The sequence below is a fragment of the Paraburkholderia sp. CHISQ3 genome (genome assembly GCF_030464945.1).
GTDB lineage: Bacteria > Pseudomonadota > Gammaproteobacteria > Burkholderiales > Burkholderiaceae > Paraburkholderia > Paraburkholderia megapolitana.
The window spans coordinates 403,638-419,469 of record NZ_JALPRG010000002.1; the positions used below are offsets into that span (position 1 = coordinate 403,638).

The window sequence follows — 15,832 nt, forward strand, 5'->3', positions numbered from 1 at the left end:
GTCTGAGAGCACTCCCCCTTTCTCAGCTTTCTCAAAAGCAAGCAGGCGGTCCTGAAGTACGCCCGTGGAATCCTTCGTATCGCCTTGCTGCGACGATACCGGCTTTGTTGCTGCAGGAGGTGGCTGGTCAGCTACTACGCGCAACGACGCTTTCACTACAGAACTCTCTGGAGCACGCGTTGTGTCACCCAGGTAACGGGTGACACAAAAAATCGACGCCCAGCCCACCGCTAAAGCGAGGCATAGCCAAAGTACCGTTGACTTCCTGTCTGTCTGGCTCAACATTTTCGACCCTTGCTTCGGACGGTACCCACATCGTCGATCTTCAACGAGCGCGCTCTCGCGCCTCACGTCAATCCCGTGAGGGAGCTGTACTCCGCACCACCATCACTGGCCAGTAGATGGAGGGGTTTCCAACGAGCCCTTAAGCTCGATGGATCCGTCAGGCCCCATGTCATCCGTGCCCGGCCCATAGCCCAACGTATTTAGATTCGCGCCGACAGCGGAATACGGAACCGTATTGCCGCTGGGGTCTGATACCGTCCCCGACCAGAAAACCTGCGCAGCAGCGGGAATCATGTCCTTCAACGCCAGATGGACAATATCCTGACTAATGACCTGTGCATTGTCGTTCCAGTCACATATCTGTCCACCGATCACGCTTTTGCTGGCACTCCAGCCTGTGTACATGCTGGCTGCGGTCGAGATGGAAGTACCGCTGCTGGCTGTCGGTACGACGTACCATGTCTGACTTGAATTGAGCACATTCGGTATCTTGTCGCCACTGATGTAAGCGTCGTCGTTCCCACTCCAGTCCTGAATAACGATATCGTTTCTGTTCGCGCTTATCGCGGTTGTCGGATCGTATGCGTCGTTCCACATGGTCACGACGCGATTCTGACCAGCAGCGTTCTTTGTTCCCTTGAGATAGTCGGTGAGGCTATTGAGCAATTGCCCACGCGCCACGTTCGCGTCGAACTCCAGCGTGTGCTGAGGGAACGTCGCTTCATCTCCGCCCACCGAGATACTGGCAGACCGGAACCATGGGAGAAACTCAGCGAATACCGTTTTGACATACGGCAAGGTGCCGGGATTGGCGGCATCCATCATGCCACCCCACGACGCACGGGGAGTCAACGGAATGGCAAGATCCGGCCGATCGTTCAGGAATATGCCGGAATGAGACGGCACGTCGATTTCAGGCTTGATCTCCACGCCGTATCGAACGGCATAATTTTCCAGTTCGTCCCAGTCCGCACGCTGGTACCCCTTCAGCAGATTGCTATCTGTGCTTGTCGGATCACCGTCAGTGGGCCGCAATTTATTGAATTTTGGCTTGTCGCTGATCACCCTAAGGGCTGACTGGATACCGACTCCATCCACATAGGACAATATCGCCTGAAGAGGGTCCGATACGGTGGAAGGTATGGATTGGTCGTTCAAGTGTAGCTCTAGTGTGTTGAGCTTGTACCAACTCATGAATTTGATGTAGTCCTCGATAAATTTCTTGTCCATGTACAACCTTCCTACATCGAGCATGACACTGCGCACCGCATAGCGCGGATAGTCGATCGCGTATCCCCCTGGTGCGGACTGATGTAGCGTCCCATCCAGAGACAACATTTGCAGTAGCGTTCGCGTGGCGTGCAGAATTCCAAGGGGTGTCTTTGCTCGCAAAACTGCACCTACGCCAGTAGGGTCGTTAATGGAAAGGGTGTTGCCCTCCACGCCAATCTGCGACGCCACCTGAGCATTACAGGCCGTCAAGCTCAGTGCGATATCGTTTCTCCCCGCTCTATTGCCGATGATCAGTTTCGGAACAAATCGAGCGTGGGTTATCAGGGCAATGTCGCGTTGTAGTTGTTGGGCGACTGAGACCAGCGCAGCAGAGAATTTCGTCTCGACGACGATCCGGGAAGTCGCGGTCAAGCTCCATGTTCCAGTTCCGCCGATCCACGTCTGCAAGGCAGGAACCACCTCAGGAGCAGGATTGTTTCCGCGCGCCGCCACACTGCCGTTGGTTTCGACAGAGCTGCAAGCAAACGCTGCCTCCGGCTCAGACGTAACGTATCCAGCGGGGACACCGCTCACAGGCAAGGTCGCACTCAAAGGCAAAGCCTTCGCTCGCCCGGATACCAGAAGCAGTACGGCAAGGCATGCAATCGACAATGATTGTTTTGTAGAAGACACGTCTACTCCTTCTGTTTGATCAGGATTTTCCCGGATACTCATACCGACCGTGAGGTCCGCCATCCAACTTTCTCTGTCGCGCTGCGCGTATGCCACTCGCAAAGGGATCGCTGGGACCACGGGAACAACATCAGATCGAGTCGTGATAGCAATGACTTGCTATCGACGCAGGTGCTCTCTGAAGACGCGAGATGCAGATGCCGCATTCTTGTTGCGCAATGGCAGGCAGCCAGTCACCAGAATAGACGACGATCACAAGCGATACGCCAATCTGGATAAATGCAGCCAGGTTGCTAGATTCGCGCAAGAAATCTAGCAGGCCATATCTCTGTTTGCAAGAGGGTAACTAGCAGATATTGGCGGCATCTTACTGATGCGCCATTTCACGCGGGATGATGTCAGAACATAGAAGAGAGGGGTGCCCGGAACTCTCAAACATGCGCAGCTGAGCGCTTAGCAGAAGGTATTTTCTAGCACTCGCGGCTTCGGACGTGTGAGCGGGATTTGATTATGTTAGCCCGCGACGGGTAATAAACAAGAAGCTATTTTTGCTAAACACATTCGGTAGGCAGGTAGTAAACGAAAAATCATTTTTGCTAAACACATTCGGCAGGCAAGTAGTAAACAAGAAATTACTTTTGCTAAACAGATTCGGCAGGCGGCTACGTTCATATGAGTAATCGATATCGGGCTCATCGATGGCCGGAGAAACCCCCTAATTGGCCGTCTTGGCGCTTGGTCCGATTTTCGTTTGCTCTTACGCTCCAGCGGCAGAGCTTCGCAAATGAACGGCAATCGTTTTTGAGTCAGGAACGAAAGCGATGAACGGCACGGTTCCTACGCGAGAAAGCGAAACGCCTGGCACTTCTCATAAACGACACCGACAGATTCCCGTTCAATAGTGGCTAGTCTCCAGATTGCTGTTTGACCGGGGCCATGTCTCGATCTTTTGTCTTGACACAATATTAGATCTGTTGCCACACAGTAAAACATTTGAATCTGGAGGCGAGGTGGAAAAATTCAGGTCTTCGTGGGGAGGTTTTGCATTGCTGATCGTTGGAGGCATTGTCACCGCGGCATGGTGGTATGAAACACCGTCAGGGGCCGCATCGGCCCCGCGTGCCCTTTCCTCCGCTACAGCGATCCACCCTTCAGCGTCGCAGGTCCAGACCCAAGGTGCATCCACAGCCGGCCCAGCTGAGCGACGTCTCGACCTCGCCGCATTGCGCAAGAGTCTCGCTGGTCGCCCCGACGCTGAAGCGGAAGTGCAGCGCATTCTGGCGTTCGCCCGCTTCGAGGATCAGGTCGCCAGCTACGGCGAGAATCGAAAGAACATGTCCGATGCGGACAAGCGCATCCTGGCGCAACAGATCCTTGGTGAACTGCCCGAGCATGTTGCCCGCAACGAGATCGTTCCGGTGCAGGCCGAAGCGATGAGCGCGGCACTGCTGATGGATGCCGAGCCAGACGCGGCCACGCGTGACGCGGCCATCCAGAACATGCAACAGCAGTGGAACACCTATGCGCAACAGACGGTCGGACCGTCGCCCGCGCAGGATCCGCGCTATCAGACGTACTCGCAGCAAGCCAGACAGATCGTCGATCAAGTGCAGACGAGCGTGCGCGATCCCGACCAGCAGCAGACGATCATCAGTCAGCGGTTGCAGACGCTGCGCACGCAGATCTACGACGGCGCCCCTTCAGCCGGCACGAACTGAACGTCGTTTGGCCGTACAGAGGACGTCAGAACGACATATCCATAGACAGGGAACCCGTATGACTTCGCAGCCACCCGCTCGCCGGCTGAGGAAGAAATAACACCCCGTACCTAGTGATAAGGAGAAGAGATGTTTGCGCTTAAATACATCAAGCACCTTGGAGTAGCGAGTTTGTTCGGCATGACAATGGCCAACGGCCATGCGGCGGATACGACCACGCCAGACCCGTCGATTCCGTACTATTCGTGGTTCGAAGTGACGCTGCCGGAGAGCAGCGGAGCGAACTGCGGCAACGGCACACCTCTTCGCTTCTACGTCAATCGCGCGCAGTCCGACAATATGCTGCTGATGATGGAGCCAGGCGGCGCATGCTGGGACTACGGCACCTGTACGCAGACAGCGACCGGCGCAGAGGCGGGTCTCGGCGGGTTCAATCCCGATGGCATTCCGCACAACTACATGAATGGCACGGCGAACGAAAGTCTGTTGTCGGCGTTCCTCTCGCCGCTGATGACGCGCATGGACCTTGAGCATATTCTGGTCGGCGAGCCCGCGGTGGAGACCCAAAACTGGACCCAGGTATTCATCCCATACTGCTCCGGTGACATCCACATGGGCAGCGCGGTGCGCAACTATACGTCGCCGACAGGCGACTGGCGCGTTCAACACTTCAACGGCCTGAAGAATACTCAGGCCGTCACCCAATGGCTGGTCGATCACGGCCTTGGCAAACCGAGCCGCCTGATGGTCTATGGGACGAGCGCGGGCGGCTACGGGACGCTTGGCAACTATGCGTCGATCCGTAACACGCTGCAGCCGCAAGCTCACAGCTCGCTGCTGAACGATGCGGGCACCACATTCATCACTCCGTTCAACGCCGATCCAGCAGCACATCCGTCGGTATTGATGTACAACAAGGTTCGCACCGAATGGAACATGGCGGGACCGAACGGCATGTTGACGGGAAACAGTGCCCTCCTCAAGAACTTCGACCCCAACAACATGGGCAGTTTTTACGCGGCACTATCGGCAACCTTCCCGCATGACCGGTTCGGTTATTCGACCTATCAGCAGGACAAGATCGAGGCAGCCTATCACTATCGCGCGTTCGTGCCGGCAGTCGCCGCGGCTCCAGATGACACGACCAAGGACTCGCTATCTCTCGCCATGTTCGACAAGGAGCTGGACGGCGTGAAGCAGGCGCTGAATCCGTTGCCGAACTTCGGTTATTACATGCCGTGGGCGCGTAGCGACTTTATCGACAACCATCAGGTCACCGCCGTCAGCTTCACGGGATCAGATATTCACGAGGACGGCATCAACGCAAACATCGGCGACTTCGTCAACGACCTGCTCAATCAGCAGGATCCGTCAGAGACGCCAGTCATGAAAGCGTTCCGGACGCAGCAGTGGTCTGATTTCACGTTCTCGACCTTCCTGACCTTGATAGACAATCTTTTCAACCTCACTGGAGAGGCAGGCGCGATCTCGACACACAAGTCCTGATCTCGGCCACGCCGACCGTCGCCTACACGGGAGGGGCGGCCGGCGTGGCATGAGCGATCTCAATACATCCCGGTTGCGATCTTCGAGGAAACCATGGTGCGAAAGTCATATCTCACCGGATTCATGCTGGCAGCGTTCTATGTCGCGGGCTGCCCGGTTGCTGTGGCCGCTGATAGTGGTGCCGCCGTTGACACGGCTTCATTCGGTGCGTTCGTCGCCGATACCAGCGGCTCGCGTCCGGCGCATTCGCTGGCCTTCGAACGTCTGCCAGCTGCGCAGACCATTACTACCGGGCTCAAGTCTTATCTCGCCCCGTCCGGCGAACGAATCGATGACGTGGCATTTCGTGATGGCCTGGGACGCGAAGCGTACTTTCGCGGCTGGAATGTATCGGGCACTTCCAAGCTGGTCGAGAGTGGATTCAAGCCATTTACGTCGAATAGCGACGCGCAGACAGGTATCGGCCGCATGGCGGACATGACCGCTCCCAACCTGATTCGTCTGCTGGTGGGGTGGGAAGGCATCAACCCGGCACCGGACACCATCGATTATGCGTACCTCGACCAGGTCGCGGAACAGATGCATGCCGCGATATCCCGACGAATCTATATCCTCGTCGATTTTCACCAGGACCTGTTTTCGCGGTACCTGTTCAACCAGGGGTCGTGGTACACGGGAGAGGGGGCGCCGGCCTGGGTTCTACCCAAAGGCGATTATCCGCAGGAATACTGCGGGATCATCTGTACGGGATGGTCGCAGCTGAATCTGACCGATGAGGCGATCCGCCGGCCGGCCAGAAATTTCTGGAACAACCAGCAATTCACTGCCCCGAACGGCAAGACGTACCAGCTACAGGATGTTTTTCTGTGGCAGCTTCAGAAATCTCTGGCGTACCTGAAGTCAAAGTTCAGCCCACAGGAGTTCGCTTACGTTCTTGGCGTCGATCCATGGAATGAACCGATTGACGGTGGCATGGAAGGACTCACGCCTCGGCAATGGGAGAACCAAAAGCTATGGCCGTTCTATGCCAAAGCTCGCATCGCCGCGGATCAAGCTGGCTGGAACCAGAAATGGGTGTACTCGGAACCGCTAGTCTTCTGGAACACAAACGTCGGCATCGTTGCACCCGCGACGGGAGGGCGACTGCTCGACACAAAACCGGGACCGGGCTTTGTGTTCAATACGCATTTTTACGATGCAGGCCGTCAGGCACTGGACTTCTCTCCCGTCGACAACGCAACCTACTTCCAGAACTTTGACGATATCCGCAAGGAGAGTCGCTATCGAGGCAATGCGGTACTGCTCAGCGAATTCGGTGCTTCGGTAGGCGGTACCGGGAGGCAGGATACTGTCCGCACGATTCAGGCAATGTACCAGGGGGCAGAAGCGAGCGATGCCATTGGCGGGAAGACCCGCTACCTGGATTTCTATTCCGCACCGATCTCGGGTACGGAGTGGCAGTGGGATCACTACTACGATCACCACCACGAGTACATGAACTTCAATCCCTCGAAGCTGATCACCAGTGACGATGGCTGGAACGGGGAAAACTACTCGGTCGCGAAAGATTTCTCAATGGACTACACACTCGATTTCAGGGTTATCGAACGAGCATACCCTCGCAGGACGCAGGGCGACCTGATGAACTTCTACTACAACGACATGGCTCAGGATGCGTCGGCGCTGCCATTGAACTGGGCAGCGATTCGTCCACGGCAAGGTGGACCGGAGTGGTTCGGCAATGCTCAGTTTGTGCTGGTGACGTGGCGTGGCCGTCGCTCGGATGCGCCGACGGAAATTGTCCTGCCCCGATACTGGAAGCCTGAGAACCTTGCCGTTCTCACGGACAAAACCCTCCACAGCGGAGACCTGGTGAAGAACGCTCCGTTGACCCAGTTACCAGACGAAGTGGCGCTAGTTTCAGATTCGATCAGCACGACCGCGAGTCGTCTTCTAGTCTGGGACGATCCCGATACGGGAGAGGATGCGAGTTCAATTCACTTTGCGCTGGTTGTCAACCAGGACAACTCAACGTCCGCCAGCGTATCGCCTTCCGAACTGGAAGCGCTGCGTCACGACCTGATCACTGCGCTTTGCCGGAACAAGCGCGGAGTCGTTTACCTGACGGGAACGATGAACGGTTCAGGGTATCCGACTGGCCGGCTATAGCGACGGTGCCGGAAATCCGGGGCTGCGTCCGACGGCTCAAGCGGAGCAGCGCTATCGGATGTCGAGGGTGTCGAGCGCGACTTCGTCCATGAATCTCGTGGCATCGCGCGAGAGCGCGGGGCAATGGACATTTGTTGCCGCGTCTGACCGCCCCTTCCTTTCCGGCGCAACTGGCTAGCGCTGGTGGGGTGACTGGCATGTCGCCCGCGACCGTTCCCGGTACAGCGCTGAACAGCATGATTGTCAATGGCGAGTACCCCGATCCGCTGTACGGCAAGATCGTCACAGACACGATTCCTGATTCGCCGAAAGACACCGATTACTGGTACCGCACGACGTTCGCGACGCTGCCACTGCGACCTGGTCAGCGTATTTGGCTACTCTTCGACGGCCCCAATTATCTGGCGACCGTATGGCTCAATGGGATGCTTACCGGCACGCTTGACCAATCCCGCCGAGCCGAGCTTTATCCGGCAGATGTACAACCACGATCTTGAGCGGCATTCATCGTTCTTCGCTGTCCAGCGCGGTTGCGGTCGTATCAACGCGATTCTCGATGCAAAGACGTTTGACGTAACGATCGCCAACCATACGGAAAATGTGGTGACTGGCGGCGTCGAGATGCGCGTCTACTATCTGGATAGCTCGCTGGCCGGCAAGGTTACCCAGAATATCGGAAATGTTGTGCAGGCGTCGCGGCGAACATCGGCAATTCAATCGCGCTGATGAGTCATCTTCAATTGCTCAATCACTCCAGCGGGCAGCGGATTCTTCTTGCGTTCTATAGCGATAATTACATGAATCTGTTGCCCGGCGCGTCGGCAAAAATCGTCATCGCCGTACCACATAGACTTGGGCAACCATTTCTCGGCGCGGGATTGCGAATCGATGGCTGGAAGGTCGACCGCGCACATCCCAGACTCCGATCAGGCCGCGTTCCGGTGACGTTCAACGAGGAGGCACTCGCAGTTACGCAAACGATCAGTACGTTCGACAGATGTTAGGGACGGTCTGCGTAAATCCTGAGCGGGAGGGTATCCGAAATTCGCTCCGAGCCTCGGTACTCGCAAGCATTACCCGATAGTTCACGCCCGCAAGGTGCCCGTACGGCGGTGATTCGCTCGTTGCATTGGCAACGCAGTGGATCACTGCCATGCGGAGCAAGTACTCTCGCCAGCCGACCTCTTGATGCCTTAGGTCCCCCTAGACAGCGCGCGGCAACTCTGGGAACAAAACCGCTTCGAAAATCGCCCTCTGCGCAGCCTGAGCCTCGGGAATCGGCAAGATCGGCCACACATGAATCATCTCCGGCTCGTAGACGATATTCACGGTGGTGTCTTTCTTTGCCGAGGTCGCAAACTTCACACAGTCGGGCAGCAATATATCGCGGCCACCAATGAACACGGTTACGCGATCGATGCCCTTTACCGTGCCATTGATCGGGCTGACGAATGGGTGAGCGGTACTTTCGGTACCAGCATACATTTCACCGCATACCACCAGCTCGTAACGGTCGAGCCATGGATCTCGCGATTCGAAGTATGAGATGTCGGGGTGATCCATCGTGACATCAAGCCACGGCGAAATCAGGATGAGTTCGCGCGGCGGCGTTCTGCCAGTGGTGACGAGCTGCTGCGCGAAGGCCAGTGCCAGACCACCACCAGCCGAGTCACCCATGATCACGAATTTTTCTTTCGGCACATCGCCGAGCAGATTCTCGTAGGCGAGCTCCACCATTGCCCGTGTGTCCTTGAAATCATGCTCCGGTGTACGCGGATAGAGTGGGACGACGACCCTGCAACCCGTCTCGTACACCAGCCGTTGCAGAAACTCCCAATGCGCGGGATGAATAGGATCGACGTAGCCTCCTCCATGGAGATACAACACCTGGGTAAGACATGTGGGCTCAACTGCCGAACTGGGCGACAGCGCATAGCAGGTCTTGCCGAGAATAGTCGTGTGCTCGACCCTCAGATGTGCTGAAACGTGTTTCGGCCGTTCACCAGGTTTTCTACAAGACTCGGCAAGCTTTTGTGGCAGCTTGTTGCCCCACGATCGCCTTTGATACTGGATGCCCCTGAACAGGAGCACGATGAGCCTGTGCTTGAGACTGGCCATACTTCCTCTCACGGGACATGAGCGGTCTTCAGGTTCCAGAGACTCGCTTAATACAATAGGCTGTTGCTGGTTAAAAGTAGTGCCGCAAACCGACCATCATCCCGGTTTGCGTGGTGCTGATGCTTGGTGCCTGTCCGTTGATACCGACCAGCTGGGCGCCGATCGCACCCCCACGATAGATAGAGTAATCGACCTCCGCATACAAGGTGTCGCGCCGGGACAGGTTATATGCGGCAATCGCCTGATACTGGTGCGCGGACCCGTTGAAGTCCGTGGTGTACCCGGACTGACTTGTCCACCACCCATTGAGAGCAACGATGAAAGCGGGAGTGACATGGTAGGCGAGGCCAGCGAGAATCATTCGGCGCCGGCTAAATCCGCCGGGGGTAGCGGGATTGGCAACCTGCGCGGGTGAAATGAACCCGAGCGCCGCGAGATCGCCAGGACTGAACGGGCCGCTCTCGAACGATGTGAAGTCGTTGTCGCGTGTATTGATAAGGTAACCTGCATTCAGGGATACCTTGCCGACATTCACTGAACCACCACCTGAAAATATGTCGAGTTTTCCATGCGTAATGTCGTCCCATGTTCGCAGGAACGACGCGCTGACCGCGAAGGGACCGTGATCAGGCGCATAGGCGAGCGCTGCACCGATCTGACTACCGAGTTCACCGCTGCCAGCGTGACCACCAAGGGCATACTGCGCGAGAAAATACGTAGAGCCGAGTTGCGCGGCATACTGGATCATGTTGTTGGTGCGCGAGCCAGCCAGCATGACATTTTCAGGCTTGAAGATATTGGAACTGGGATCCTGCGGTCCCGCCCATAGATTCGAGGCATAGGAGATCGCAGCGCTCTCAAGTCCAACGTTGTACTGTCTGCCAAGCGTGAGCTGCCCCAGTGTCGGCGACAGCAAACCGACATACGATGTCTGGAAGAAGTTCTCCGATCCGTACGGCGTAACGCTACCGCTGCCTGGGTCAAAATGACTCTCGACGTCGAAGAGCGCCTGCATCCCGCCGCCAAGATCCTCCTGACCTTTTAAACCCCAGTAACTTTCGGCAAGGCCCCCACCGTTTATCATGGAAATCTGGCGACCGGTCGAGACTGGTGTGCCGTTCCCGTCGTAGGAGACACCATGTGTCTCATAGCGGATACCCGCATCAATAACCCCATACAGCGTCACACTAGATTGTGCGGATGCGACACTCGAGCCGCATGCCAGAGCCATGCAGATCGTTACTTTTGCCGACGTTTGACGGTTCATTGGTGGTCCCGTTTTTTCAATGTTGACTGCCTGCGGGTAGCTGCTTTGTTCGCTCCCTGGTGCAGTGCGATTTCAAATCCGATTCTCGACAACTGAAAACGTCACTTCGATCCCGGTGTGAGGATCCCGTAGAAAAACAAAGCTACCAGCACAAGAGGCGTTCCATTCACGAGCACGGAGTGGCTATTGGTCAATATGTGATAGTTATCTGTGATCAACCATGCCGCAGCCAGGAGACCGAGGGTACCGATGGCCGGATAAACGAAGCTAACCCACATGCGCGGGTCGCGTTTTCTGCGGAAATGAATGACGGTAGCGATAGCGACGCCGGCTTGCAGCGTAATAATTCCGACAGTTCCGAGTGCTGTGGAGACTGGATAAAGCACACTGTAGGCATCAACGTTGCACAAAATCGGAAGCCCAACCGTCAGGGCGACACAGACCGTCACAAGGAGGCTGGCACGGGAAGGTGACCGACGCTCTGGATGAACGACAGCGAGTGCGCGCGGCAGCGTCCCGTGCTCCGCAAGCGTGAAGACGTAGCGTGTAGCCGCATTGTGCAACGCCAGGTAGCACGCGAAGATGCTGGAGCACAGCATGACGGCCGTAAGATCGGCTACTGCTTCACCCGTGTTTCTGCGAAAGACATTGATGACCAGCTCGCCCTGCTCCTTCGTCGCCAGAGCTTGAATGGATCTCGCTCCGATGTCTCCGACAATCGCCCATATAGCTATCAGGTAGGCAATACCGATCACGATGACCGCGCCAAGCGTCGCACGCGGGATTGCCTTGCCTGGGTCCCGGGCCTCAAGCACATACAAGGCCGCAGATTCGATTCCAATGAATGAGGAAAGACCCGTTACGACTGCAAATCCGAATCCTTTTGTAAAGACGAAGGCGGGGGCTATTCCTTCGTACGGGAATGCGGCAAGACCTTTGTGGGAAACGATCGATATGGCGAGCAAAAGGATGATGCCAAACTCTGCGAGGACCAGCGGCACCAGAAATCTGGCGGCGAGGTCTACGTTCGAGCGACCGAGAATTGCTACGGCGAGCACAAAGCAGAGTGATAGCAGCTTCCATCCGATGTGGACGTTCATGCTTCCCAATACAAGATCGACAAAGTACCCTCCACCGACCGCAAGCGCGGTAGAGAGCATGAGATACGAAGCGAGGGCGACGAGCGCCGAGCCTGTCCCTACTCTTCGGCCAAAGACGACCGAGAGATAGTTGAAGAAGGCTCCCGCTCCAGGTAGATCGCGGATCAGTGCACTGTATCCAACGGCGAAGCAGAGGACCACCAGGCCAGACAGGAGGAAAGCGCCAACAAGGCCTGGGCCGTTTCCGAGCATGAAGGCGACCGGCGCAGCACCGACCACCACGCCGAGCGGCGCCGCCGCAGCCACGATCAACAGCGCGATGCTGGAAGTAGTCAGGTTTCCGCGGATGGTTGCGGGCCCGGCTGGGTAGTCGTCCATCGGAAAACCTGTTGGATCATTCATCTCCACTCCCCTTTGTTTGCGACTGACCGACAATTGCCAATGCGCGTCGCGTTTATGAACTGGACGCGGTGATCGATAGCTCTATGGAATTCGCGCGCTCCGGTCGCTGTGGAATCCGACTCGATAAATCGGATCGTGTGTCATCTCAATGGTCGCGCGTTGGGCGACTTCATGCTGTTCTGAAGCCTGTGTTGAAGCGTCGATACACAGGTTTGTTTTTTTCGTAGATCCGGACGAATGTCTTGAACATGTCGTCGTAACGCTGTCGAAATTCAGATTCCGGAGAAAAAATCTGGGCAATCTCAACGGAGTCGGCAACCTGCGACCACTTGAGGTGCCCGGTTCCGATCGCGCCCAGGATTCCAGCGCCTCGAAGATTCGCTGAAACAGGATCCCGGACCTGTGCAATCGAACGGCCACTGATGTTGGCGGCAATCTGGCACAGCAGGCTTGATGTCGCTCCCCCGCCAATGAAACGAATGGGCGCGGACATGGGGCGATGCCTGCTGTCTGCCAGACGATCGGCGCACTCGATCATCCATCGGCAATTGAACATCACACCTTCGATCACACTGCGAACCAGATCGGCACGTGTAGTCGATAGCGACAGGTTGTGCCAGCCACCGCGAATCGTGTTGTCGTCGATCGGTGTGCGTTCACCGTTGAGCCACGGTGTGAAGATGACACCATTGCTTCCCGCAGGAGCCGTCATTCCAACGCCGTTGAGTCGTACCAATGCGTCGTCGGATCTGCCGTCGCTGGTAAACGCGTCGCTGGCGAAAATGATGTTGTCTAGTAGCCATTCGAGCGCTTTACCCGCTGTCTCCTGAATCGCAACTGCCCAATAGCGTTCCGGCACCACCGAAGGCAGTGTGAACACACTCCGCATTACATCGGCACGCTTGTCGGGAAGATGATAGGAATACCAGGCAGACGTGCCGACGTAGAGATAGGGCTGATAGTCGCCCACAGCGCCCGCGCCGATCGCCGCGGCAATCGTGTCACCCACTCCCGCGACGACGGCGATCTCACGTTCTCCGGTCAAACCAAGATCGAGCCTCGCCTGTGGGGTCACCGGGCCGACAACCGATGCCGCTGGCACCAGGTCCGGCAGTTTCGTGCGCTCGATACCGCTCAGCGCGAGCAGTTTCTCGTCGTACTGAACCTTAGATAGATCGCGGTTATCGGTGCACCACCTCGGGACAATCGAGTCGGGCGTCGCAGTCGCTCGGCCACTCAGGCGGAGCGTCAGGTATTCGGGAGCGTCGAGGAACCAGCGGGTTGCAGCATAGATCTCCGGTTCTTCCGCGCGTATCCAGTGGATGTGTCCGATCGGGTCTTTCCCGTCAATGGACGGTGCGCCACCTGTACGACGGAGCCACGTCATCAGCTTGCGTGCACCATACGGCGTACCGGGTACCCGTACCCATCCGCCGACAACCCGACGTGCCTGTTTGTGACCGCGGCTGTCGAGCCAGCTATGCGCATGACGCAGCGGCATACCGTTAGCATCGATCGCTACGGTGCAACTCCATTGCGAGCCTGCGCAGGCGGCTACAATCGCTTCGGCGGGGACCGCTTGCCTTTGCAGCAGTCGCCGGCTGGCACTACAGATCGCCTGCCACCACTGATGAGGATCCTGCTCGGCGAGCCCACCTTCGCCGAGTATCAGGTCGACGTGCTCTTTCTCATGCGCGACGACCCGGCCAGCGGTAGTAACCAGCGCGACTTTCGCGCCGCTGGTCCCGAGGTCAATCGCCAGAACGTAGCTTTCGTTACGCAGCGGCACCTTCGACTCCCCGGAAGACCTGTTCGAAACGGTTGAGCGCGTCGTCGACGACTTCGTCGGTGTCTGCCAGCGACGTGTACAGCCGGCTGCCAGCCAACGTAATGATGCCGGCGGCAGTGAATGCCGCGCCAAAGTCTTCCAGCCCCTCTTTGCGGGGCGCGACCTGTTCCTTCGCGCCCTTCTCACGCAGGTCGAGCTGCAATATGCCGGTTGTGTGCAAATGCACGATCGCACCAAGGTTGTAGGTCACGAACGGCAACTTGAACTTGTCGATCAGCCTTTGCAGTCCAGCACTGAGCCTGTCGCCAGCGCGTCCTGCCGCTTCCGGAGCCCGGGTCCGTTCGATTTCCAGCAGACTCCAGTAGCCCGCTGCAGAGCTCAACGGATTAGCCGACAGCGTGCCGCCGACCATCGCACGGCGACCCGTGCCGCCAATACCCGCAGCAAACACGCTCATCACATCCACTCGACCGCCGACGCCGCCAGCGGCGGGGTAACCGCCGGCCACGCATTTACCGAAGATCGTCAGGTCTGGTTTAAGCCCAAAGAACGCTTGTGCTCCACCGAGTCCAGCGCGGAAACCGGTAACCACTTCATCGAAAATCAGCAGTGCACCGTACTCTTTGCACAGTCCGCTGACCTGCTCGTTGTAGTCGAGTCTCACTGGCCGAACGCCGCTCTCCGGGCCAAACGGCTCCACGATAACGGCTGCGGTTCCGCCGCGTTCCCTGTTGGCTTGCAAGACCTTGCGCAGCGCGTCCACGTCGTTAGGCCAGACTTCGGTGGTGTTGCTCAGCGCTCCTTCGGGAATGCCTGCCGCGTCGAGCAGACCCGTGCCTGGCAAGCGCATGCCGTAGACGACCTGATCGCTCCAGCCGTGATAGCCACCGCCAACCTTCACGATCTGCGCGAGGCCGGTAAAAGTCCGGGCCGCGCGAATCGCCGCCATCACGCTTTCGGTGCCGCTGCCGAGCATCCGGAAGAGCTCGATGTTCGGCATGAAATCATGGATGAGACGGGCCAGTTTGAGTTCGTATTTGTGGAACAAACCGGTTACGGGACCGCATTCATGCAGGAGCCCCGCCACCTTGTCGCGCACGGGTTCGAAGTTGCTGCCGAGGAGCGTCGGTCCTCCCGCCTGGATGAAGTCGATATACCGGTTCCCGTCGGCATCCCACAGATGGGCGCCCTGAGCGCGCACAATATCAAGTGGAAAAGGTTTGTTGAATGCGAGGTTGTGTTGCACGCCACCAGGGATGTACTTGCGCGCTTCTTGTGCCAGGTCTTTGGAGGCGTTGCAATGTGTCGCGAACCATTCTTCAACTTCAGTGCTGTGTTGCGCGGTGAGTTTCGGCATCGGACCAGTAGCGAGACGTCGGCCGGCCTGGTCGACTGCGTCGATTTCAGGCCAGTAGGTGATTCCGGATGGATGCTTGACGGAATTCACGCCTGCAGGAAAATCGTTGTTACGCAATGCTGGATTCATTGCTCATTCCATGGAGATAAAGCATTCAAGACTTCTTCGCGTGTTCGAGCTCATGCCGGGAGAGACACTCCACATGCACGACACTCA

The 15,832-nt window shown here is 57.2% G+C and carries 12 protein-coding genes; 6 read left to right on the top strand and 6 right to left on the bottom strand.

All coding sequences use genetic code 11. The annotated features are described in order from the left end of the window. Positions 1-387: 387 nt before the first annotated feature. Entirely contained in the window at positions 388-2,190 is a 1,803-nt protein-coding gene (locus M0D65_RS05525; RefSeq protein ID WP_266251693.1) for a family 20 glycosylhydrolase, read from the bottom strand. A gap of 1,010 nt (positions 2,191-3,200) precedes the next feature. Between M0D65_RS05525 and plcR the strand changes: the two genes are divergently transcribed. The 6 genes from plcR to M0D65_RS05555 all read left to right on the top strand — a co-directional run bounded on the left by plcR (position 3,201) and on the right by M0D65_RS05555 (position 8,587). Further along, on the top strand, positions 3,201-3,908 hold the full coding sequence (plcR, locus tag M0D65_RS05530) for a phospholipase C accessory protein PlcR (RefSeq protein WP_266251695.1): 708 nt from the start codon (positions 3,201-3,203) through the stop codon (positions 3,906-3,908). Positions 3,909-4,088: 180 nt separating this feature from the next. Next, positions 4,089-5,414 (top strand): pectin acetylesterase-family hydrolase, encoded by a 1,326-nt coding sequence (locus M0D65_RS05535; protein ID WP_266252032.1) that lies wholly within the window; start codon positions 4,089-4,091, stop codon positions 5,412-5,414. 93 nt (positions 5,415-5,507) lie between these two features. After that, on the top strand, positions 5,508-7,583 hold the full coding sequence (locus tag M0D65_RS05540; protein ID WP_266251697.1) for a cellulase family glycosylhydrolase: 2,076 nt from the start codon (positions 5,508-5,510) through the stop codon (positions 7,581-7,583). A gap of 134 nt (positions 7,584-7,717) precedes the next feature. After that, entirely contained in the window at positions 7,718-8,080 is a 363-nt protein-coding gene (locus tag M0D65_RS05545; RefSeq protein ID WP_266251699.1) for a hypothetical protein, read from the top strand. Continuing rightward, positions 8,061-8,309: a hypothetical protein gene (locus M0D65_RS05550; protein WP_266251701.1), complete on the top strand. Its 249-nt coding sequence runs from the start codon at positions 8,061-8,063 to the stop codon at positions 8,307-8,309. Before M0D65_RS05545 ends, M0D65_RS05550 begins: the two co-directional genes overlap by 20 nt. Continuing rightward, positions 8,309-8,587 (top strand): beta-mannosidase, encoded by a 279-nt coding sequence (locus M0D65_RS05555; protein ID WP_266251703.1) that lies wholly within the window; start codon positions 8,309-8,311, stop codon positions 8,585-8,587. Before M0D65_RS05550 ends, M0D65_RS05555 begins: the two co-directional genes overlap by 1 nt. A gap of 199 nt (positions 8,588-8,786) precedes the next feature. Here the strand turns inward: M0D65_RS05555 and M0D65_RS05560 are convergent, their stop codons facing one another. The 5 genes from M0D65_RS05560 to M0D65_RS05580 form a co-directional block, all read right to left on the bottom strand. Beyond that, positions 8,787-9,701, bottom strand: coding sequence for an alpha/beta hydrolase fold domain-containing protein (locus M0D65_RS05560; protein WP_266251704.1), 915 nt, complete (start codon positions 9,699-9,701; stop codon positions 8,787-8,789). Between the two features lie 70 nt (positions 9,702-9,771). Beyond that, the gene (locus M0D65_RS05565; protein WP_266251706.1) at positions 9,772-10,968 is read right to left on the bottom strand and encodes a porin; all 1,197 of its coding nucleotides are present in this window, start codon (positions 10,966-10,968) and stop codon (positions 9,772-9,774) included. A 101-nt stretch (positions 10,969-11,069) separates the two neighbouring features. After that, positions 11,070-12,470, bottom strand: coding sequence for an APC family permease (locus tag M0D65_RS05570; RefSeq protein WP_266251707.1), 1,401 nt, complete (start codon positions 12,468-12,470; stop codon positions 11,070-11,072). 169 nt (positions 12,471-12,639) lie between these two features. After that, the gene (locus M0D65_RS05575) at positions 12,640-14,259 is read right to left on the bottom strand and encodes an FGGY-family carbohydrate kinase (protein ID WP_266252033.1); all 1,620 of its coding nucleotides are present in this window, start codon (positions 14,257-14,259) and stop codon (positions 12,640-12,642) included. Continuing rightward, positions 14,246-15,745, bottom strand: a complete 1,500-nt coding sequence (locus tag M0D65_RS05580; protein WP_266251709.1) for an aspartate aminotransferase family protein — start codon at positions 15,743-15,745, stop codon at positions 14,246-14,248. Before M0D65_RS05580 ends, M0D65_RS05575 begins: the two co-directional genes overlap by 14 nt. Between the last annotated feature and the right edge of the window lie 87 nt (positions 15,746-15,832).

What these genes read in the sequence shown, in the direction of transcription:
- M0D65_RS05535 (WP_266252032.1), top strand. Translation starts at nt 4,089, where the DNA reads ATGACAATGGCCAACGGCCATGCGGCGGATACGACCACGCCAGACCCG.
- M0D65_RS05540 (WP_266251697.1), top strand. Translation starts at nt 5,508, where the DNA reads ATGGTGCGAAAGTCATATCTCACCGGATTCATGCTGGCAGCGTTCTAT.
- M0D65_RS05550 (WP_266251701.1), top strand. Translation starts at nt 8,061, where the DNA reads ATGTACAACCACGATCTTGAGCGGCATTCATCGTTCTTCGCTGTCCAG.
- M0D65_RS05555 (WP_266251703.1), top strand. Translation starts at nt 8,309, where the DNA reads ATGAGTCATCTTCAATTGCTCAATCACTCCAGCGGGCAGCGGATTCTT.
- M0D65_RS05560 (WP_266251704.1), bottom strand. Translation starts at nt 9,701, where the DNA reads ATGGCCAGTCTCAAGCACAGGCTCATCGTGCTCCTGTTCAGGGGCATC.
- M0D65_RS05565 (WP_266251706.1), bottom strand. Translation starts at nt 10,968, where the DNA reads ATGAACCGTCAAACGTCGGCAAAAGTAACGATCTGCATGGCTCTGGCA.
- M0D65_RS05570 (WP_266251707.1), bottom strand. Translation starts at nt 12,470, where the DNA reads ATGAATGATCCAACAGGTTTTCCGATGGACGACTACCCAGCCGGGCCC.
- M0D65_RS05580 (WP_266251709.1), bottom strand. Translation starts at nt 15,745, where the DNA reads ATGAATCCAGCATTGCGTAACAACGATTTTCCTGCAGGCGTGAATTCC.